15 protein-coding genes are annotated in these 20,762 nt (G+C 56.0%); 5 read left to right on the forward strand and 10 right to left on the reverse strand.

Going from position 1 to position 20,762, the window contains the following annotated elements:
- The first annotated feature begins 255 nt into the window (after positions 1 to 255).
- On the forward strand, positions 256 to 2,430 hold the full coding sequence (locus tag ACTG3T_RS08385; RefSeq protein ID WP_439101818.1) for a malate synthase G: 2,175 nt from the start codon (positions 256 to 258) through the stop codon (positions 2,428 to 2,430).
- Between the two features lie 67 nt (positions 2,431 to 2,497).
- Here ACTG3T_RS08385 and ald read toward each other — a convergent pair whose 3' ends face one another.
- The 5 genes from ald to ACTG3T_RS08410 all read right to left on the reverse strand — a co-directional run bounded on the left by ald (position 2,498) and on the right by ACTG3T_RS08410 (position 8,939).
- Positions 2,498 to 3,619: an alanine dehydrogenase gene (ald, locus tag ACTG3T_RS08390; protein WP_439101819.1), complete on the reverse strand. Its 1,122-nt coding sequence runs from the start codon at positions 3,617 to 3,619 to the stop codon at positions 2,498 to 2,500.
- 85 nt (positions 3,620 to 3,704) lie between these two features.
- Positions 3,705 to 4,580: a glycosyltransferase family 2 protein gene (locus tag ACTG3T_RS08395; protein ID WP_439101820.1), complete on the reverse strand. Its 876-nt coding sequence runs from the start codon at positions 4,578 to 4,580 to the stop codon at positions 3,705 to 3,707.
- 3 nt (positions 4,581 to 4,583) lie between these two features.
- The gene (locus ACTG3T_RS08400) at positions 4,584 to 6,455 is read right to left on the reverse strand and encodes a hypothetical protein (protein ID WP_439101821.1); all 1,872 of its coding nucleotides are present in this window, start codon (positions 6,453 to 6,455) and stop codon (positions 4,584 to 4,586) included.
- Between the two features lie 32 nt (positions 6,456 to 6,487).
- On the reverse strand, positions 6,488 to 8,401 hold the full coding sequence (locus ACTG3T_RS08405) for a hypothetical protein (RefSeq protein ID WP_439101822.1): 1,914 nt from the start codon (positions 8,399 to 8,401) through the stop codon (positions 6,488 to 6,490).
- Between the two features lie 103 nt (positions 8,402 to 8,504).
- A complete protein-coding gene (locus ACTG3T_RS08410) occupies positions 8,505 to 8,939 on the reverse strand; it encodes a pilin (protein WP_439101907.1) in 435 nt (144 codons plus the stop codon).
- Between the two features lie 379 nt (positions 8,940 to 9,318).
- Here ACTG3T_RS08410 and pilB point away from each other — a divergent pair, with 379 nt between their 5' ends.
- The 4 genes from pilB to coaE are packed head-to-tail and all read left to right on the forward strand — an operon-like array spanning position 9,319 to position 13,838.
- Positions 9,319 to 11,040, forward strand: coding sequence for a type IV-A pilus assembly ATPase PilB (gene pilB / locus ACTG3T_RS08415; protein ID WP_439101823.1), 1,722 nt, complete (start codon positions 9,319 to 9,321; stop codon positions 11,038 to 11,040).
- 56 nt (positions 11,041 to 11,096) lie between these two features.
- Positions 11,097 to 12,314 (forward strand): type II secretion system F family protein, encoded by a 1,218-nt coding sequence (locus ACTG3T_RS08420; RefSeq protein WP_439101824.1) that lies wholly within the window; start codon positions 11,097 to 11,099, stop codon positions 12,312 to 12,314.
- A 40-nt stretch (positions 12,315 to 12,354) separates the two neighbouring features.
- On the forward strand, positions 12,355 to 13,233 hold the full coding sequence (locus ACTG3T_RS08425; RefSeq protein WP_439101825.1) for a prepilin peptidase: 879 nt from the start codon (positions 12,355 to 12,357) through the stop codon (positions 13,231 to 13,233).
- Positions 13,230 to 13,838, forward strand: coding sequence for a dephospho-CoA kinase (gene coaE / locus ACTG3T_RS08430; RefSeq protein ID WP_439101826.1), 609 nt, complete (start codon positions 13,230 to 13,232; stop codon positions 13,836 to 13,838). The genes ACTG3T_RS08425 and coaE overlap by 4 nt, the downstream gene beginning before the upstream one ends.
- Before the next feature lie 34 nt (positions 13,839 to 13,872).
- Here coaE and mutT read toward each other — a convergent pair whose 3' ends face one another.
- The 5 genes from mutT to ftsZ all read right to left on the reverse strand — a co-directional run bounded on the left by mutT (position 13,873) and on the right by ftsZ (position 20,759).
- Positions 13,873 to 14,301 carry an 8-oxo-dGTP diphosphatase MutT gene (gene mutT, locus ACTG3T_RS08435; RefSeq protein ID WP_439101827.1) on the reverse strand — a complete coding sequence of 143 codons (429 nt, stop codon included), beginning with the start codon at positions 14,299 to 14,301 and terminating at the stop codon, positions 13,873 to 13,875.
- Positions 14,302 to 14,307: 6 nt separating this feature from the next.
- Positions 14,308 to 15,537 carry a bifunctional glutamate N-acetyltransferase/amino-acid acetyltransferase ArgJ gene (gene argJ, locus ACTG3T_RS08440; RefSeq protein ID WP_439101828.1) on the reverse strand — a complete coding sequence of 410 codons (1,230 nt, stop codon included), beginning with the start codon at positions 15,535 to 15,537 and terminating at the stop codon, positions 14,308 to 14,310.
- An 18-nt stretch (positions 15,538 to 15,555) separates the two neighbouring features.
- Positions 15,556 to 18,276 carry a preprotein translocase subunit SecA gene (gene secA / locus ACTG3T_RS08445; protein ID WP_439101829.1) on the reverse strand — a complete coding sequence of 907 codons (2,721 nt, stop codon included), beginning with the start codon at positions 18,274 to 18,276 and terminating at the stop codon, positions 15,556 to 15,558.
- 280 nt (positions 18,277 to 18,556) lie between these two features.
- The gene (gene lpxC, locus ACTG3T_RS08450) at positions 18,557 to 19,477 is read right to left on the reverse strand and encodes a UDP-3-O-acyl-N-acetylglucosamine deacetylase (RefSeq protein WP_439101830.1); all 921 of its coding nucleotides are present in this window, start codon (positions 19,475 to 19,477) and stop codon (positions 18,557 to 18,559) included.
- Between the two features lie 100 nt (positions 19,478 to 19,577).
- Positions 19,578 to 20,759, reverse strand: coding sequence for a cell division protein FtsZ (ftsZ, locus tag ACTG3T_RS08455; RefSeq protein WP_439101831.1), 1,182 nt, complete (start codon positions 20,757 to 20,759; stop codon positions 19,578 to 19,580).
- Positions 20,760 to 20,762 lie beyond the last annotated feature (3 nt).

Consider the following 20,762-nt stretch of genomic DNA (forward strand, 5'->3'; position numbering starts at 1 on the left):
ATCCCGCCCCTGGAGCTCAAAATGGCCTGGAGCCCCTTACTTCAGCATAACCCCGGTAACCGCTGGCTGCGCAAACTGATTGTGGAAACGGCAAGACACATCGTTGCCACCGACAAAGCTGACGACGGCACTCATTCAGGCAGTGAATGACGGTGATAAAAACTATCGGCTTTGGGAATTATTACGCAGCGATTAACATCGCTCTTTTTTTAGTGCGAGCCTGAGTTCGCAAACAAAGAGCAAGGAGTTTCCGCCATGACAAATCGCGTTTCACGCGCAGGGTTACAAGTTGCACCGGTCATCGCAACACTGTTGGAAGATGAAATTTGTCCGGGTATCAATGTAAATGCCGATGGTTTTTGGGCGGCGCTTGCGCGCATTATAGAGGACCTTCGTCCACGCAATATTGAGTTGCTGGCCATCCGTGAACGCATGCAGGAACAAATTGATGAGTGGCACCGCGAGCATCCGGGTGCCGACTACGACCGGGCCGCCTACAAAGCGTTTTTGCAGGATATCGGCTATCTCCTCCCCGCGCCCGCGCCGTTTTCCATAGCCACCGAGAACGTTGACCCGGAGGTCGCTACCATCGCCGGGCCGCAACTGGTCGTGCCTGTTATGAACGCCCGCTACGCACTCAATGCCGCCAATGCGCGGTGGGGCAGCCTCTACGATGCCCTTTACGGTACGGACGTGATTTCTGAGGAGGACGGGGCCGAGCGAGCGGGCGGTTACAACCCCGTGCGCGGTGCAAAGGTGATCGCCTGGGCCCGTGATTTTCTCGACAAGCACTTCCCCCTGGAAACAGGCAGTCATCATGACGCTTCACGGTATGCAATTAGTGACGGCGCTCTGGTAGTAGAGATGGATAACGATCGCGAAAGAACCAGTCTCGCTGATGATGCGCAGCTTCGCGGCTACCGTGGAGCAGCGGAAGCTCCTCACGCCATACTGCTTAAGCACAACGGCCTGCACGTGGAGATACAGATTGATCCGTCCAGCCCCATTGGCGCCGAAGATAAAGCGGGTGTGAAAGATCTGCTACTGGAGTCAGCAATCAGCACGATTCAGGACTGTGAGGATTCCGTGGCCGCGGTGGACGCCCAGGACAAAGCCATCGTCTACGGCAACTGGCTGGGCCTGATGCGTGGCGATCTGAGTGAGCAGTTTACCAAGGGGGGACAGAACCAAACCCGTAAACTCAATCCAGACCGTCGTTACACAGCCATTGATGGCAGTGAGCTCGTGCTACCGGGCCGCAGCCTGATGTTCGTACGCAACGTCGGTCATCTTATGACCAACGAAGCGATTCTTGACAATGACGGCAATGAGATTGCGGAAGGCATCATGGATGCCATGTTTACCGCGGCGATTGCTCTCCATGACCTTAAGGGTGACGGAGATATCCATAACTCCCGTTGCGGCAGCGTGTACATCGTCAAACCCAAAAAGCACGGCCCCGACGAAGTGAGCTGTACCGTGGACCTGTTTGCCCGCGTCGAGGACGCATTGGGCATGCCCCGCAACACGATCAAACTGGGCATCATGGACGAGGAACGGCGCACGACAATCAATCTTGAGGAATGTATTTATCGCGCGAAGGAACGCGTGGTGTTTATCAATACGGGGTTTCTGGACCGCACGGGCGACGAGATTCACACCAGCATGGCCGCCGCGGCCATGACACCCAAAGGGGACATGAAGTCCGAACCCTGGATCAGCGCCTACGAGGATCACAACGTCGATGCCGGTCTTGCCTGTGGACTTCTGGGACGCGCCCAGATCGGCAAGGGAATGTGGGCCATGCCCGACCTGATGGCCGCCATGCTGGAGGCAAAAATAGCTCACCCCAAAGCCGGCGCCAGCACGGCCTGGGTGCCCTCTCCCACCGCCGCAACGCTCCATGTCACCCACTATCACGATGTGGACGTCGCTGCTGTGCAGTCACAGCTCAAAGAACGGGAGCCCGCTTCCGTTGACGATATCCTCGCTATTCCCCTACGCGGCGCGGCGGATATGAACGCCGAAGACATCCAGCGAGAACTGGACAATAACGCCCAGGGCATTTTGGGTTATGTGGTTCGCTGGGTTGACCAGGGCGTCGGCTGCTCCAAGGTGCCTGACATTCACAACGTGGGCTTGATGGAAGACCGCGCGACCCTGCGGATTTCATCCCAGCACATCGCCAACTGGCTCACTCACGGGGTGTGCAGTGAAAACCAGGTCCGCGAAACCCTTGAGAGGATGGCGACGGTGGTCGACAAACAGAATGCCAGCGATCCAGTGTACAAGCCCATGGCGCCGGACTTCGACCATAGCGTGGCCTTTCAAGCAGCCTGCGATCTGGTTTTTCTCGGCACTAAGCAGCCCAGCGGTTATACCGAGCCGGTGCTTCATGCGCGGCGGCGGGAGGCTAAGGCGGCAGCGTAGCGCTGCCGTGGCGTGCTATCTGAGGGGTGATCCAGCCTACCGCTCAGTTGCTCAATGAAGGGGAACTTTAAAGGTTCGCCAGCGCCTGCATCGGCGGCAGATATTCGTAGCCCAGGGCTTCAGACACCGCCTGGTAGGTCACCTGCCCGCCATGCACGTTCAATCCGTCTCGAAGATAGCGATCATCCTCGAGTGCTTTTTTCAGGCCCTTGTTCGCGAGAGCCATAATGTAAGGGAGCGTTGCGTTCGTAAGCGCCAAGGTGGATGTTCTCGCAACGCCTCCCGGCATGTTGGCAACGCAGTAATGCACGACATCGTCGACGATATAGCAGGGATCCTGATGGGTTGTGGGACGGCTTGTCTCAAAGCAGCCGCCCTGATCAATGGCAACGTCAACCAGCACAGAGCCGGGCTTCATACGGGAAACCAGGTCCGCAGAAATCAATTTGGGCGCTGCGGCACCGGGAATCAGCACAGCACCCACAACGAGATCCGCCTCCAGAGCATGTCGTTCCAGGGCATCGCGGGTCGAGTAGAGTGTTTTCATGCGGCCCCCAAATAGCGTATCGAGCTCCTTCAGACGGGTGATGGAGCGATCGACGATGGTGACGTCAGCTCCCAGCCCCATGGCCATGCGTGCTGCGTTGACGCCCACCACACCGCCGCCGATTACGAGAACGCGCGCAGGCTCGACTCCTGGGACTCCACCCAGCAACGTACCGCTGCCGCCCTGCGCTTTTTCAAGACTGTGACAACCCGCCTGTATCGCCATGCGCCCGGCGACTTCACTCATGGGAGCCAAAAGCGGCAAGCCACCTTGAGCACTGGTCACCGTTTCATAGGCAATCGCGCTAGCTCCCGACGCCACCAGCAAGCGCGTCTGCTCCGGGTCCGGCGCCAGATGCAGATAGGTAAACAGCAGCTGGCCGGGGCGCAGCATTCGACACTCGTCAGGCTGCGGTTCTTTAACCTTGACGATCATTTCTGCCTCGGCAAACACGGACTGCGCGTCTTTTCCGATGAAGGCGCCTGTCGCCTCGTACTGGGAATCATCGAATCCGATAGAAGCACCACCGCTGGTCTCTATAAGGACTTCATGTCCGGCATGCACCAACTCGCTGGCTCCCGCGGGCGTAAGGCCGATCCGATACTCGTGATTTTTGATTTCTTTAGGAACGCCAATGAGCATGTTGACTCTCTCCGAAAAAGAACGAAAACGGCGCGTATGGTAGTCGCAGCGTGGAAATCGCGCCCTACCTCTTTAGGGTGACTCCCTAATCCTCGTCCAAGCCCACGTCTTTATACTGGAGATTTGTTAATTGCTCCGATAGCAGGCCAAGGAGAAATATGATGACACCAGAAGAAACCAACAGAGCAGTCATATTGGTAAACCGCCAAGAATCACTCACGATCGCGGTCGCAACGTAGTTAAACAAGCCCAGGCCTGCCGTCAAAACTGAAAACGGGAAATACACTTTCAGCGGTGAGTAAAGGGTTCCCACCTTAAAAATAATCAGCAGAAAACGCAGGCCATCGCGGAGTAAATTGATGTGTCCCTTGCCCTGTCTTTTGGCAACTTTAATCGGCAAAAAGCCTACGGAATAGCCCGCGCGATAGAACGCCATGGTGGATGTGGTGGGATAGCTGAATCCGTTAGGCAGCAGGTAAAGAAAACTTAAAAACTTCCGACGATTTACCGCGCGGAAGCCTGACGTAAGATCATCAATAGGCTGCCCGACCATCCAACTCGCAAACTTATTGTAAAAGTTATTCGCGCCCCAGCGCGCAACGCTGGCCTGAGACCCCAATCCTGATCGTGCCCCGACCACCAGATCAAAGCCTTCTTCGTACTTGTAAAGCAAACGCTCCACGTCCGCGGGATCATGCTGCCCATCGGCATCCATAAACACCAAGACGTCGCCATTTGCTGCGCGCGCACCGCGCTTGATGGCAGCACCGTTACCCTTGCTATAGGGCTGGGCTACCACAATAGCGCCGGCGTCAGCGGCGGCTTTGCCTGTGCCGTCGGTGGAGCCGTCGTCGACTACAACGAACTCGTAGTCGGGCTGCAATAAGCGAAGCTTCCCCACTACGGAAGCAATCGTACTGACTTCATTTCGCGCCGGTATGACAATGGATACGCTTAACAAAAACTATTCTCCTGTGCCGTAAAGCATCAACGTCTTACTCTGCTCAACGCTGAGCTGCCCGTCGTCGTCAAGTTTCAACAGTTTTCGCCTCGTTTCCTCACACATGCCTCCTATCTGTGTCGCCCTGCAGAAATGTAAATTCATTAACATAAGCTGAATGTTTTCCGGAGCTAACAATAAAGCCTTCTTTGTGTACCAAGACGCATTCTCATAGCGTTCCAGTGCATTTTCCAAAACGGCCAAGGTCGATAGCAGGGGTTCAAGCTCAACAGCCAACGCTGCGCTGGCAGCCAACGCATAAAGCTGGTCGGCAAGTTTAAGCACGGTGCCACGATCGCAGGTATCGTCGTAAATCCCCGTTATAACTAACTGCATTGCCTCGCGTGCAGCTCTATCTTGCAGACCCGCAAAATCCTCCAGGCTGCCAAAATCATACCCGTCAAGGAGCTGGCCCGAAACGCAGGAAAGAGCCAGTACGTAAACGGTTCTATTTAAATGATAACCCGGGTGGGCCTCGGGGTACGCCCTGTCAGCGTATTTCATTGCAAGCTCAAGATCCCCGTATTTAGCCTGCAAAAGGGCCATGGCTCGATTCGCTCGCGGCGATTCTGGATGCCCGTTCACCTCCAATAACGCAATCATCTCGGGCTTGGACCACACGTGCGCCAGCGCCCCCGTCTGTACCAGCAGCCACGCGCCGTAAATCAATAGCCAGATTACTAAAGGCACTTTTACTGCGGGAGCTTTCTTTATACATGCGCCGACCCCAAACCCCAGCGCGAGGGCGAGACCCACGCTCGGGAAATAATTCCGGTGCTCAAAGTACGGCTCAAGGGCTAGCACCGATGACTCTACTGAATGCCCAAGCAAGAAAACTGCCGCGCACAACAGTACCTGCGCTCCCAGTGGCTTGTGTCTCCACCAAAAGCCCATGACCAGCAAAGCGGAAAAACACAAAATACTCATTGCGGTGGAAGTCGGACTGAACAATCCACTCGACAGCATAAAGTCATCATGGACCAGTCCCATACGTCCGGTATCTGGAGCATAGAATTGAGAAGAGTAGTCAAGCAGTATTCTGGGCTGGCTAAGCACCCGCTCTGCAACGGTGAAGCTACGAACCTCATAGCCCGCCACAATCCAGGACCAGTTAACAGCCAAAACACAGATCGCGGCTATCAAGAAAACAGCAAATGTCCTGGCGGCTGCCACACGCACCGCGTACGCCCGGGCCGAACCCGAAGTCACCGGGCAGAGTGCAAGCAGACTCGGGACGATCAGCATCAGCGTGGCTGCGTTCTCTTTTGTAAAAATTGCGAGGGTCGCGGTGACCAAGGCGGCACAAGCCCAGAAAAAGTGCGTCTTCGAGGCCGCACCAAAGCACCTACGCCACCGCAAGCTCAGCAAAAGAGTTAGAAGCATGAAGGAGCCGGCTAAGAGGGTCATGCGTTGAACATGGTAAAGCACCGTGGACAGCTGCAATGGTGTCCAGCACCAGACCATCGCAACAAGGAGCGCGCAGACCCGAGGCGAGGCCAGCTCAAACCTTGAGAACACAGCTAGCGCAAGAAGGTAAACCAGGACCGTGTTTACGACATGAATTCCAAGGTTAACTGCCTTCCCCGTGGCTGGACCTGCACCAAGAACCGAGGCCTCCGCAACGAAAGACGCCATCGCCACCGGGCGCCCCAGGGGGCCCGACGTATTCCCAAGGATTATGGATAACGTTTCGGCAGTGTCCAGAATGTCGGAATTGATCACCGGGATGTTGGACCGGTCATCAAGAAGAGCGGGGCCCTCGATTCCCGGACCATAGGCCCAAATCACCAAGACGGCGATGAGGCTAACTAACAGAAACGAAAAAGGCTTAGCCAAAACACTGCCCCCGCCAAACCTAAATAAAGCCATTATTCGATAGCCCGAATCATGGGCTTAAGGAAAGTACGTCGCTCGTCAAAGCTCAATAGCTGCAGTATGGCGTCGATTGCTTTTCCGTGCTCTCCCACCTCGCTGTAAACCTCAATCAATCTTGCGTAAACAGCCGCTATGGGAGGCTCCTCCTCAGCCAGCTTTTCGTAAATTTGTTGCACATGCTTGGGACCGCCACCGGTCAATCGAGCCCGGAGGCCTGCCATAAAGGAAGGGTTCCCCATGTCTTCACTAAAAGAGTCCAGCAGACTCGCCCGCTCTTCTGCATTCATAGTGCAGGTAGCGTCCAGCAGACAGTCGGCAAGAAAGCTGAGGGCCGCATAGTCTTCGGCCTGAAGCTGCCCCTTAGCAAGCGCCTGGATCAATAACTCAGCCCATGGCTCGCGACCAGCTAATTGCGGAAAGATGGAACTATCAATTCTCAACAAAAGGGCGAGTGCGGCAATGTCCGGCACATCAGCCCGAGCAAGCTCCTTGAGCCGCTCCCGGGCTTCCACCAGTCGCGCCTGCTTCAGCAAAACGGCGTCAGTGCCGGAATCGTCAACACTGCTAGTGTCAAGGAGAGCCGCAGCGTATAAAAACTTTGAGCGTGGCGATTCTGGCGAATGGCGATAGGCGTGTTCGTAGATGCTTTCCCGCGACGACCAAATCTGGGAGCGCAAGGTCAGTGTCACCAGTGACAAACCCAGCAGGAGCAACATAACCACAAATGTTAGTCGCTCTTTCTCAAAGCGCTGAGCTAATTTGAACGCTGCTGCAACGATGCCGAGAAGCAAACCAGCCGAGGGTAAATAGTTTCTATGCTCATAGGACACCTCGAGGGCCAGCACCGTTGATTCAATGCTGTGTGCCAACAAATAAAAGCTGATTGCAAAAACAAGCTCGCGGCTCTTGAGCGCGATAGCCAGGGCGAACGCAAGCAGCCAGGCGACCGTCGCTGTCAGGAGTCCCCAGGAGTTTTCACGAAGAGCCCACTGACCATCCTGCAGAAACACCAGTGAACGAAGATCGGGCAGAAGAATCCACTGGAGGTATTTCCAGAGCAATGGCACCTGCACAGCTACGCGATCCTCGAGGGTAAAATTTCTTTGGGCATAGGAATCCGTCAGCCACGTTGGTGCCAGGAGATACAGAAGCCATGGAGCGAGCAGGCATAAGCACAAAACACCCGCGCCGAAACGCTGCAAAAACAGCCTTTGACTCCCCGCGACAACGCAGGCAAAGACACCCACCTCAAGGAGAACGAGCAGAGGCAAAAGGACCACAGCATTCTCTTTACTGTAGAGCCCCATTACGAGGCAGAGCATCAGCCACAGGAGCATTGCAATAACATGCTCAACAGTCGGGACCTGTTCGACCCAGCGCTCGCGATAGTGGGCATACGCTCCCAGCCCCAGCAAGACCCACAGCGCACTGAGTTGACTCATCCGCTGCACCGCATACATAACCGTCGAAACATGCAGCGGCGCAGCGCACCACAGTGCAGCCGTTATTAACGCAGCAGCCTTCGATTGCCTTTCGGAAAACCCCCATGCCGCGAATATTTTCAGCGCCAGATACCCAAGAATAGTGGCGACAAGGAAATGAATTCCTAAATTTACGACTTTAACAACGTAGGGATCCAGGATTTGGTTTTCCTGACGTTGTCCGAGAAAACTCAACAGCGAAACGGGGCGCCCCAGGGGGCCGGCGCGGCCACTGACAGCCACGTCGCGAAGATCGTCAAACTGAGTCCAATGAAACTCTTTCAACGCTCTGTTTTCGAGGAGATTGGGGGTGTCGTCGAATAACCACGGACCGGACAGAGCCGGCAGGTAAGCCGCACTGACGACCACGAGAATCAGAACACTGAGCAGGAGGAGCCCTCTGGCATCCTGACCATTTGTCAGCATTTAAACCTTCTTAAGCGAAAGACGACGTGAGGTAAGAAAGCAAAAAAAACCGAGCCGATAAGATCGGCCCGGTTCAGTTTTACCGCTTTCGTATGAAGACGGATTATCCGCGGCAGTTGGCCGGCAGATGGTTGGTCAACACAGGTCCACTAGCGGCTGGCTGGCAAGTCCAGGTAATGGTGCGCGTATCGGGGTCTGTAACTGCGATCAGCTCGAAACTAAGGTCACCAGCTGCGCCCGGCATAACACTCTGTTTTACCAATGCGCGAATCGTGTCCTGATCCTCGTAAATTATCGACTGGATTATTTGCGTTTCTACAGTCTGAACTCCGGACTGAGCGACAGTAGGCATTACTCCGTTGGTCGCGTAAAACTCAGCAATTGTGGTTTTGGCTTCAGCCAGCCGAGCCAAAGGCTCAGCCATACGTGCTCTCACCGTGTAATCCTGATAAGCGGGCAGTGCGATGGCAGCCAAAATACCGACAATCGCAATAACGATCATAAGCTCGATTAGCGTGAAGCCCTGCTGTCGGGCCATGTTTACTTTTTTCATGGTGGTTCTCCAGATTGTTGGCCGCCCCGGGCGACCTAAAGTAACGGTAACTCCCAACTGAATAAGCAGGTTGCAGGCCAACAGCACAATAATTAAAAATAATTCAATAAAATCAGTATTTTGAAGAAAAACCTGCATCTTAAACTCGCAGATAACGCGTTTTTTTCTACAAAAAAATACTCAATTTCCATCACTAACTGACATTTTTTGTCAGTTAGTGCGTCAAATACGACGCTCACAAATCAATTGTGTTGGTTTTGGCATCCCTGACTATCGACAAACCCCCATTATGGATAATGCTGGGGGACTTCAGCCATCGCCACCCTACCGCTATACTCATCGGGTTATCATAGGGCAGCAAAGCATGAACGAACGAGCCAGCGGTAAACCCTCCGGTCTTGCGGGGCGTCTTGTAATAGAAGGCCTTCTCGACGCCGAGCAGGCATCCAAGGCCCAAGCGGAGGCGGCCAATGAGCGAATCCCCTTCGTTCGCTACCTGGTTGATGAGGTTAAGATCGATAGCCATAAGCTCGCGGAACTTGCGTCCCAAGAATTTGGTGCTGCACGTTTTGATATCACCGCTTTTGATGCACAGTTTCTCCCCCAGGGCGTTGTCGAGCCGGAACTAGTCACCAAGCACCACGCGCTTCCTCTCTACAGCCGCGGAAAGCGTCTGTTCATCGCGGTTTCCGACCCCACGAATCTTGCTGCCCTTGATGAAATCAAATTCCACACGGGTCTTAACACCGAGGCGATTCTCGTCGATGAGAAAAGTCTGCAAAAGGCCATTGCCGAATGGAGCGAAGCCCAAGACGACATCGGTGGGGGCCTGGAAGATCTCGAGTCCGACGAATTTGATGACATCGACATCGGTGCTGTCGAAGACCCGGCAACCGATGACGGTGACGAAAACAGCAGCGTTGATGAAACCCCCATCGTGCGCTTCGTTAACAAAGTGCTCGTGGACGCCATCAAACAGGGTGCATCGGACATCCACTTCGAGCCCTATGAAAAAGACTATCGCGTGCGCTTCCGAACAGACGGCGTGTTGAGAGAAGTCGTGCGGCCGCCCCGTAATCTTGCTCCGCGCCTTTCGGCGCGTTTGAAGGTTATGTCGCAGATGGATATTTCGGAACGCCGGCTCCCTCAGGATGGTCGCATCCAGATGAAACTTTCGCGCAACCGCTCCATCGATTTTCGCGTCAATACACTCCCGACGCTCTTTGGGGAAAAAATCGTGCTGCGAATCCTGGATCCCACCAGCGCTCAAATGGGCATCGACGCGCTGGGCTACGATCCGGACCAGAAAGACATGTTCATGAAAGCTCTCAAGCAGCCTCAGGGCATGATCCTGGTAACGGGACCCACCGGCTCCGGTAAAACCGTGTCTCTGTATACGGGCCTGAACATCCTGAATGAGCCCGAGCGTAATATCTCCACGGCAGAGGACCCCGTTGAGATCAACCTTTCGGGTATCAACCAGGTGCATGTAAATGCAAAGGTGGGGCTGAACTTTGCGGAGGCGCTGCGCTCCTTTTTGCGCCAGGACCCCGACATCATCATGGTGGGGGAGGTACGAGATCTCGAGACGGCAGAGATCGCTATCAAAGCCGCCCAGACAGGACACCTGGTGCTTTCCACCCTCCATACCAACAGCGCCGCCGAAACCATCAGCCGCCTTCTCAACATGGGTGTCCCTGCGTTCAACGTGGCCACCTCGGTCAGCCTTATTATTGCCCAGCGCCTGGGTCGCCGACTTTGCAAGGAGTGCTCAGTGCCGGCAGAGATCCCCCGCGACACCCTGGTAGAGGAGGGATTCACCGATGAGATGCTCGCCACCGCGACAGTTATGAAAGCGGTGGGCTGTGATGCCTGCAAGGACGGTTACAAGGGTCGTGTGGGTATCTATGAGGTGGTGCGAATCACTCCCGAGATCGCCAATATGATTATGGAAGACGGCAACTCCCTGGAGATCTCCCGCCAGGCCCGGGCCCACGGCTTTGCAGACCTGCGCACCTCCGCTCTGCGAAAATGTGCCCAAGGACTGATTAGTCTTGAGGAAGTAAACCGCGTTACGATTGACTGATACACGGCCTGGCTTGTCCAGACCGTTCTAGAGCGACAGGAGATAGGTCAAAGATCATGGCGACGACGGCTACCAGCGAACTGTTTACTTGGAGCGGCACGGACAAAAACGGACGCCAGACCAAGGGGGAGATCAACGCTCCGTCGCAGGCTATGGCGCGTGCCCAGCTTCGACAGAAAGGCATCAACCCCCGCTCGGTGCGCCGCAAGTCAAAACCTCTTTTCAGCGCTAGAAAAAAGCCGATTAAAGCGGCGGATATCGCCATATTTACCCGCCAGATGGCGACTATGATGAAAGCGGGCGTTCCCCTGGTGCAGAGTTTTGACATTGTTGGTGACGGCCTCGAAAACCCCTCTATGAAAGAACTGGTAGGGGGCATCAAAAACGATGTCTCTTCAGGAGGCGGGCTGGCCCTGTCACTATCCAAGCACCCCCGACATTTTGACGAGCTCTTCTGCTCATTGGTAGGTGCCGGTGAGTCGGCGGGCACCCTGGAAACCATGCTGGACCGCGTGGCCACCTACAAGGAAAAAACCGAACAACTGAAAGCCAAAATCAAGAAGGCCCTCACTTACCCCACCGCGGTAATCGTTGTCGCGCTGGTCGTGTCGGGGATTCTGCTGGTAAAGGTTGTGCCCCAGTTTGCGGAGACTTTCTCAAGTTTTGGCGCCGACCTCCCGGCATTTACGCTGATGGTATTGGGCCTGTCGGACTTTATGCAGGCGTGGTGGTTCATCATTGTTGTTGGGATTGTTGCAAGCATCTATGCCTTTAAAGAAGCCCGCATTCGGTCGCAAAGCTTCAGTGACGCTATTGATCGACTCATGCTTAAACTGCCTGTTTTTGGCGGTATTGTTAACGACTCTGTGGTGGCACGGTTCTCACGAACCCTGGCGACCACCTTCAACGCGGGGGTACCTCTGGTCGATGCTCTGGAGTCCACCGCCGGCGCTGCAGGTAACGCCGTATACAGTGCGGCCATTCTGCAGATTCGTGATGACGTCACCACGGGTTCCACTTTGTACAACTCGGTTAAGAGCACCGGGCTTTTTCCAAATATGCTGCTGCAGATGATCTCCATCGGTGAAGAGTCCGGACAGTTGGATGAGATGCTGGACAAAGTCGCCACGCACTATGAAGAGCAAGTCGACAATGCTGTCGACAGTCTGAGCTCCCTTATGGAACCCATGATCATGTCGATTCTGGGCGTGCTTGTGGGCGGTTTGATGATTGCCATGTACCTACCAATCTTTATGCTGGGATCTGTAATCTAGTTAATGCCCCGTAACCCCAAGACATCCCCGATAAAGCACGATGACTGAGTCCCCTCTCCTGAGTGAATTCCTTCGCGAATATCCGCTGTATTTCTATTTTTCCGTCGGCGCGCTGGGATTGATCGTTGGCAGCTTTCTCAACGTGCTGATACTCCGCCTCCCGGAAATGATGCAAAGGGAGTGGCGGAACGACTGCCAAGCGCTCCTTGAGCTCGAAAATAGCGAAACCGACGAAAAATTCTCCCTGGCATTTCCCGGCTCCCATTGCCCTCATTGTCAGCACGCCATCAAGCCCTGGGAGAACATCCCCGTCATCAGCTTTTTGGCGCTGCGTGGACGCTGCTCAAACTGTGCCACGGCCATCAGCTGGCGTTACCCTCTCGTAGAGCTGGCAACGGCGGCAGCCTCAGTCACCGTGGCGTTCTCCATTGGTGTCGAGTTATCTCTCATAGCTTATCTGCTGCTGACCTGGACGCTTATTGCTCTTGCCGTCATCGACATGGATACACAGCTGCTCCCCGATGACCTGACACTGCCACTCCTTTGGGCGGGACTTTTGTTTAACGTTTTCACAGGCCCGGTCTCCCCCGTCGATGCCATCCTCGGTGCCGCCGGCGGCTACCTGCTTTTGTGGTCAATCTATTGGCTGTTCAAACTGGCCACGGGCAAAGAGGGCATGGGCTATGGCGATTTTAAACTTCTGGCAGCCCTGGGCGCCTGGCTTGGCTGGCAGAGCCTGCCCATCATCATTTTGCTGTCATCAGCCGTGGGCGCCGTACTCGGCATTCTGATTATCGTTGTGCAGGGGAAAGACCGCTCCCAGCCCTTGCCCTTCGGCCCCTACCTGGCCACCGCTGGCTGGATCAGCCTCCTCTGGGGGAGCACATTATCCACAATGTTCTTAAACGGCAGCCCATGAACGAGCCTCTACGAGTGGGAATCACGGGAGGTATAGGCAGCGGCAAGAGTGCCGTCACCGAGCGGCTGATCAATCTTGGCGTGAACGTTGTGGACGCCGACATCGTCGCCCGAGAAGTCGTTCAGGCAGGCAGTCCGGCACTGGAGAAGATAGCGGAACACTATGGCGATAACATTCTTCAGGAAGACGGCACTCTGGATCGTGCAGCGCTGCGAGAAATCGTTTTTTCCAAACCGGAGGAGCGCGAGTGGCTTGAAGCGCTGACTCACCCACTGATCGGGGAGAGCATCGCGCTGCAGCTCGCTGACGCCACCTCTCCTTATGCTGTGCTGAGCTCCCCACTCCTTCTGGAAGGCTCCCAGCGTGAGTTTGTTGAGCATATCGTTGTGGTTGACGTTCCTGAGTCAGTACAGATCGCCCGCACCACCGCGCGAGACCGCAACAGTGAGGAACTGGTGCGCTCCATTATGGCGGCGCAGATGGCGCGAGACGATCGTCTGGCCGCGGCAGACAGCGTGATCGACAATAGCGGAGCCTTGGTAGACCTGGCTCCGCAGGTCGAGTCTCTTCACGGAAAGCTATTGACACTGGCAAACACCCGCTGAATTCTGCTCGAGCCGTCGCGCTCGGGCTTCGAACTTAGGAGTGGCCTCCGACAATGGCTCGCACGATCGGTCCATTGGCCTCGGGGAATGCGTAGTCGCCCAGCTCAGCGAGACTCACCCAGCGCATAGGCTGCCCCTCACAGGGTGCTGGATGCCCGGCAAACTCCGTCACACAGTGCACGTCCAACAGGACCTGCTTGTCTCCGTAATCGTGGTCGATTCGCAGCAACGGCTCGTGGCGGAGGACCTTGATCCCCAGCTCCTCCTGCAGCTCCCGTGCAAGTCCCTCAACCAGGCCCTCGCCAGCTTCGAGCTTGCCGCCGGGAAATTCCCAAAGGCCGCCCTGATGACTGTCCGGGTGGCGCTGAGTCAGCAATACCTGATCCTTGTCGTTGCGAATCACGGCAACCGCTACGTGTACCGCAGATGGTACCTCTGATCCCGATTCTGAATGGTCAGTCATGGGTGCTTAACTGCGGTACTCGGCATTGATCTTTACGTAATCGTAGGAAAAATCAGAGGTCCACACCTTGGTGTCTGCCGCCCCCCGCCCCAGTTCAATGGTCACGCGTAAATCCGACCCACTCATCAGACGGGCGACTTCGGACTCGTCGTAACTTGCAGCCCTGGATCCATGCTCCGCAATGAGGGCATCGTTAATGAGAATGCGCACGCCGTTGACGTCGAGATCACTCAGCCCCGCCCTGCCGATGGCAGCCAGGAGACGCCCCCAATTGGGGTCCCCCGCAAAAAGCGCAGTTTTTACCAGCGGTGAATGAGCAACGGTAAATGCGACATCCAGACACTCAGTCTCATCGCCCCCGCCGCGCACATCAATCTCCACAAACTTGCTGGCGCCCTCACCATCACGGACCAGACCCTGGGCAAGCTCCAGGCACAGTGCTTCCAGCGCCTCGCCAAGGGCTCGCCCCAGATCGGTCTCAGGGTCGTCACAGGTCGGACCGCCACTGGCTCCCGTGGCCGCAAGGAGTACCGCATCATTGGTAGAGGTGTCACCATCTACAGTGATTCGATGGAAAGACATTTCTACGGCGCGACGGAGTAAATTATCCAAAACCGCTGGAAGGACAGGCGCATCAGTAGCCAGGAAAGCCAGCATGGTCGCCATATCCGGACGGAGCATCCCAGCACCTTTAGCCATGCCGCTAAGAACATAGTCCCTCCCGTTCGCTGAAAACCGTTGGGACGCAGCTTTAGGTCGGGTATCGGTGGTCATGATGCCCTGTGCGGCTCGCTGCCAGCGTTCGGGCGAGAGTCCAGAAAACAATGCCGGCAACGCCGCCAGTAAGGGATCAAGAGGAAGGTCTTCGCCGATGACACCGGTAGAAAAAGGCAGCACCTCATGAGCACTCAGACCGAGCAGCGTCGCCGCTTCCTCACAGCTGCGTCGCGCCGCCACGACGCCCGATTCTCCGGTACCTGCATTTGCATTTCCCGTATTAATGAGCAGCAGACGCGGCATGGAGCTACAGGCAGCAAGATGCTCCCGGGCAACGATAACCGGCGCCGCGCAGAAGGCGTTGCGCGTAAACACCCCAGCAGCCGTAGTGCCTTCATCAAAGCGTAAAGCCACCAGGTCGAGGCGGTTGGCGTAGCGGATGCCCGCCTCTACCGCGCCGACGGTCACCCCAGGCACGGGGAAGGCTTCGCTCGCACCCTCAGCCGAAGAAGCGCTCATGGCGCGAGAAAAACGCTGTCAGAGCGCACCGTGGCACTGCTTGTACTTTTTACCGCTTCCGCAGGGACAGGGGTCGTTGCGCCCCACCTTGGGCTCGCTGCGCGTAATGGGCTGGGCAGGGGCCGCCTCTCCCTGCTCGGGAGCAGGCGCCTCAGCTGCCTGCTCCGGTGCCATGCCCGATGCCTGGGCATGCTGGAAGGCCAGCTTGGCTTGTTCAGCCTCGTTGCGGCGCTGTTGTTCGATAAGCTCGGCCTCGTTCTTCTTTTGAATCTGCACGTGGCTGAGAAACTTCACCACTTCGTACTTCAGACTGGCAAGAAGCTCCTGAAAAAGCTCAAAGGACTCACGCTTGTATTCCTGCTTCGGGTTTTTCTGGGCATAGGCGCGAAGATGAATGCCCTGGCGCAAATGATCCATGGTCGCCAGGTGCTCTTTCCAGAGCGTGTCCAGCACCTGCAGCATGATCTGCTTTTCGATGCGCCGCATGTCCGGCCCAACGTCTTCTGCTTTCTCATCGTAGGCCGTCTGAATTTCCGCCAAGACGCGCTCACGAATCGCTTCCTCATGGAGCTTGTCGTCCTCGTCGAGCCACTGCTGTATGGGCAGGGTTATCGCAAACTCCGCCTCCAGCTGCCGCTCAAGCCCCGGCACATCCCACTGCTCTTCCACACTCATGGGCGGAATAAAACTATCAATGGCCTGATAAACCACGTCGTGACGAATGGCCGTAATGGTGTCGGAGATGTCCAATTCCGTCAGCAGGTCATTGCGCTGCTGATAGATGATCTGTCGCTGATCGTTGGCGACGTCGTCGTACTCGAGCAATTGTTTACGAATATCAAAGTTCCGACCTTCGACCTTACGCTGGGCTTTTTCGATCGCGTTGGTGACCATGCGATGCTCAATGGGCTCGCCCTTTTCCATGCCCAGAGCCTGCATGAAGTTCTTCACGCGGTCCGAGGCAAAAATGCGCATGAGATTGTCTTCGAGGGAGAGATAAAAACGCGACACCCCCGGATCTCCCTGTCGCCCGGCACGACCGCGAAGCTGGTTATCAATACGTCGGGACTCGTGACGCTCGGTGCCGAGAATATGCAAACCACCGGCTTCGAGCACTGCCGCATGGCGCTGCTCCCAGTCCGCCTGCAGAGCGGCGCGCTGCTCCTCGCTGATCTCCCCTGCCTGACGAAGCTCGGCTTCGAGGTTACCCCCGAGCACGATGTCCGTACCGCGTCCCGCCATATTGGTAGCAATGGTAACGACCCCGGGACGACCCGCCTGAGCGATAATTTCCGCTTCCTGCTCGTGGTACTTGGCGTTGAGCACTTTGTGCGTGACGCCTGATTTCTTGAAGCGGGCAGACAGCTCTTCAGAGGTTTCCACCGAAGCGGTGCCTACCAATGCCGGCGCACCGATCTCCATGCAATGTTTGACGTCTTCGACGATGGCGTCGAACTTCTCTTCGCTGGTGAGATACACCAGATCGTTCGTATCCTTACGGACCATATCTTTATTGGTGGGAATGACCACCACTTCCAGACCGTAGATCTGCCGGAACTCAAAGGCCTCGGTATCCGCGGTACCGGTCATGCCGGCGAGCTTGTCGTAGAGCCGGAAGTAATTCTGAAAAGTGGTCGACGCCAGGGTCTGGCTCTCACTTTGAATTTCAACGCCCTCTTTAGCTTCGATGGCCTGATGAAGACCCTCAGAGAGTCGGCGCCCGGGCATGGTACGCCCAGTGTGCTCATCGATAAGCACCACCTGCCCGCCCTGCACGATGTACTCCACGTCGCGATGAAACATGACATGGGCACGAAGGCCTGTGTGTACATGATGCAGAAGCGACAGATTGGTAGACCCGTAAAGGCTGTCGCCCTCTTCCAGCATTCCCTCCTTCACCAGCATTTCTTCCACAAACTCATGACCCGCTTCGGTGAGTTCTACCTGACGCTGCTTCTCGTCAACGGTGTAATGCCCTTCCTGTCCTTCGTCCTCGCGTTCCAGTCGAGGCACGAGCTTATTAATACGCTTATAGAGCTCGGAGCTGTCCTGCGCCGCACCGGAGATAATCAGTGGCGTGCGCGCCTCATCGATGAGAATCGAGTCCACCTCATCCACAATGGCAAAGCTGAGATCCCCCTGCATTTTGTCTTCCAGGGAAAAGACCATGTTGTCGCGCAAGTAATCAAAGCCGAACTCGTTATTGGTGCCGTAGATTACATCTGACTGATAGGCCGCGCGCTTCTCCTCCTGCGTCTGGCCGGAGCGCACCACACCGACACTAAGCCCCAGGAAGTTGTACAGCGGAGACATCCACTGGGCATCCCGTCCTGCGAGATAATCGTTCACGGTGATGAGATGCACCGCGCTGCCGCCCAGAGCATTGAGGTAGGCTGCAAGCGTAGCCACCAGGGTTTTACCTTCACCGGTGCGCTGCTCCGCGATGCGCCCCTCGTGAAGCGTCATACCGCCCACAAGTTGCACGTCAAAGTGCCGCATGCCCATGACACGCTTGCCCGCTTCCCGGGCAACGGCAAAAGCTTCCGGCAGAATCTTGTCCAGCGCCTCCCCGGCGTTCAGGCGCTCGCGAAACTCGCCGGTCTTCGCGGCAAGCGCCTCGTCATCCAGCGCCTCCATACCTTCTTCCAGGGCGTTGATTTGACGCACGACTTTGCGCATGCGCTTGAGCTCACGATCGTTGCGCGTGCCAAAAACTTTCTTCAGAGCAGAATTAATCATTCAACCATTGCGCCGCGGCAGACTTTGAGTCTTCGCAGTCCATCAGTGTGTGGTTCCCGGCGAGTCCCTCGGGACGGCAGTGATGCCGGGACCCGAAAGTGCCCTGGCAGCGCGTGAAGTCACGCTTCGTAACGCGTCCGGAAAAATAAAAAGTACGTTGGCTAGTCATGGGGCTTACGGCCCATAAAACAAGCCTTACCGGGAATAAGTGATACAAAAACCGGCGCGAAAGTGTCTCATAGACACGGTGTTTTTTCCATCGGCCACCGCAACGGGTGAACTACATGGCGGCAGGTGCTGCGGGGGCAGTCACGTAAGAAATAGGCGCTGTATCGGGGTCATCGAAGGTCACCATCTCCCAGGCATCGGTTTGGGCGATCAACGCCCGCAGAGACGCGTTGTTAAGGGCGTGACCCGACTTGTGAGCACGAAACTCCCCGATGAGGCTATAGCCCAGGAGATAGACATCGCCAATGGCATCAAGCACCTTGTGCTTGACGAATTCGTCCTCGTAGCGAAGGCCGTCCTGATTCAGAATTCGGTACTCGTCTACAACGATAGCATTATCCACACTACCGCCACGGGCAAGGCCCTTGGAACGGAGGTATTCGATTTCGTGCATGAAGCCAAAGGTTCTTGCACGACTGATCTCACGTACAAAGGAGGTGGACGAGAAATCTATCTCGGCATGGGCCTTGCGATCACGAAACACAGGATGATCAAAATCGATAGTGAAGGAGACCTTGAAGCCATCAAAGGGAAGAAAGCTGGCTACCTTGTCTCCGTCCTCTACCGTCACCGGACGCTTGATGCGGATGAATTTCTTAGCCGCTGGCTGCTCCTCAATTCCCGCAGACTGAATGAGGAAAACAAAAGGACCGGCGCTACCATCCATAATCGGCACCTCACTGGCACTGACATCGACATAGGCGTTATCAATACCGAGACCCGCCATGGCCGACAGCAGGTGCTCTACCGTGGATACCCGGTGGCCATCATGCACCAGTGTGGTCGACAGCGTTGTATCACCCACATTGGACGCCTTGGCGTGAATCTCAACAACGGGGTCAAGATCGACACGGCGAAACACGATACCGCTGTCTACCGGCGCAGGCGCCAGCGTCAGGTATACCTTTTCACCTGTATGCAAACCAACGCCTGTTGCCTTGATGGCATTACGCAACGTCCGCTGTCGAATCATACAACCTCCTTGTCAATAGCCATTCACGCAAAGGGCGCGAAGACCCCTGCCAGGCGCCGGAGCGCCTGTCACACGGTCGACAGGATGACAGTCGTATCGATCAGTCGGCCTGTCTTCGCAAAAACGCCGGGATATCGAAATAATCGTCTCCCAGTTTTTCCGCGGTAGCGGCGGCTGCCGAGCCCCCTCGTGCAGAGGCACGTCGAGCCGGCGGCTTTTCGTAATCCCGATAGTCGGGCGCAGAAAGGGGGTCCGCTACGCTCTGGGGCTCTTGAGCAACCACCGCTCGCGGTGTTTCCACTACCTGCAACTTTGCCCGGGACGCAGCGTTGCCGAGCCCCGTGGCGACTACCGTCACTCTCAATTCGTCGTTAAGTTCGGGATCAATGACCGTCCCGACTACAACGGTGGCCTCTTCCGAGGCGAACTCCTCAATGGTGTCGCCCACTTCGGAGAACTCACCGAGCGACAAATCAAGCCCGGCAGTAATGTTGACCAGAATCCCGCGTGCACCCTCCAGATCGATGTCGTCCAGAAGCGGGCTATTGATAGCGCGTTCGGCTGCCTCACGCGCCCGGTTCTCGCCGCGAGAGCTTCCAGTGCCCATCATGGCCATACCCATTTCGGACATCACTGTTCTTACGTCCGCAAAATCGACATTGATCATACCGGGACGAATTATCAGGTCAGCAATACCCTGAACCGCGCCCAACAGTACATCATTGGCTTCTTTGAAGGCATCCAAGAGACTGGTATTTTTTCCCAAAACCTCCAGCAGTTTTTCGTTAGGAATGGTGATTAGAGAGTCAACATGCTGCTGAAGTTCCCCAAGACCTGCTTCCGCGAGAGAAAGTCTTTTTCGACCCTCAAAGGTGAAGGGTCTGGTAACCACCGCCACGGTGAGAATCCCCATCTCCCGGGCGATTTCTGCAACCACCGGCGCGCCGCCGGTACCGGTTCCACCACCCATACCTGCGGTGATAAAAACCATATCGGCGCCCCTCAGGGACTCCGCGATACGCTCTCGGTCCTCAACGGCAGCGGCCCTGCCGATCTCCGGATTGGCACCCGCGCCCAGCCCCTTGGTGATTTCGCCACCGAGTTGCAGAATCGTGGGTGAATCCACATCAGACAAAGCCTGGGCATCCGTATTGGCGCAGATAAAATCGACGCCTTCCACGTTGTTGCTGATCATGTGCTTGACGGCGTTACCACCGCCGCCTCCAACGCCGATCACTTTGATGACAGCGCTCTGCGGTACGTTGTCTACGAGTTCAAACATAGC

Origin of the sequence: Congregibacter sp. (genome assembly GCF_965660375.1) — a bacterium.
Classification (GTDB): Bacteria; Pseudomonadota; Gammaproteobacteria; order Pseudomonadales; family Halieaceae; genus Congregibacter.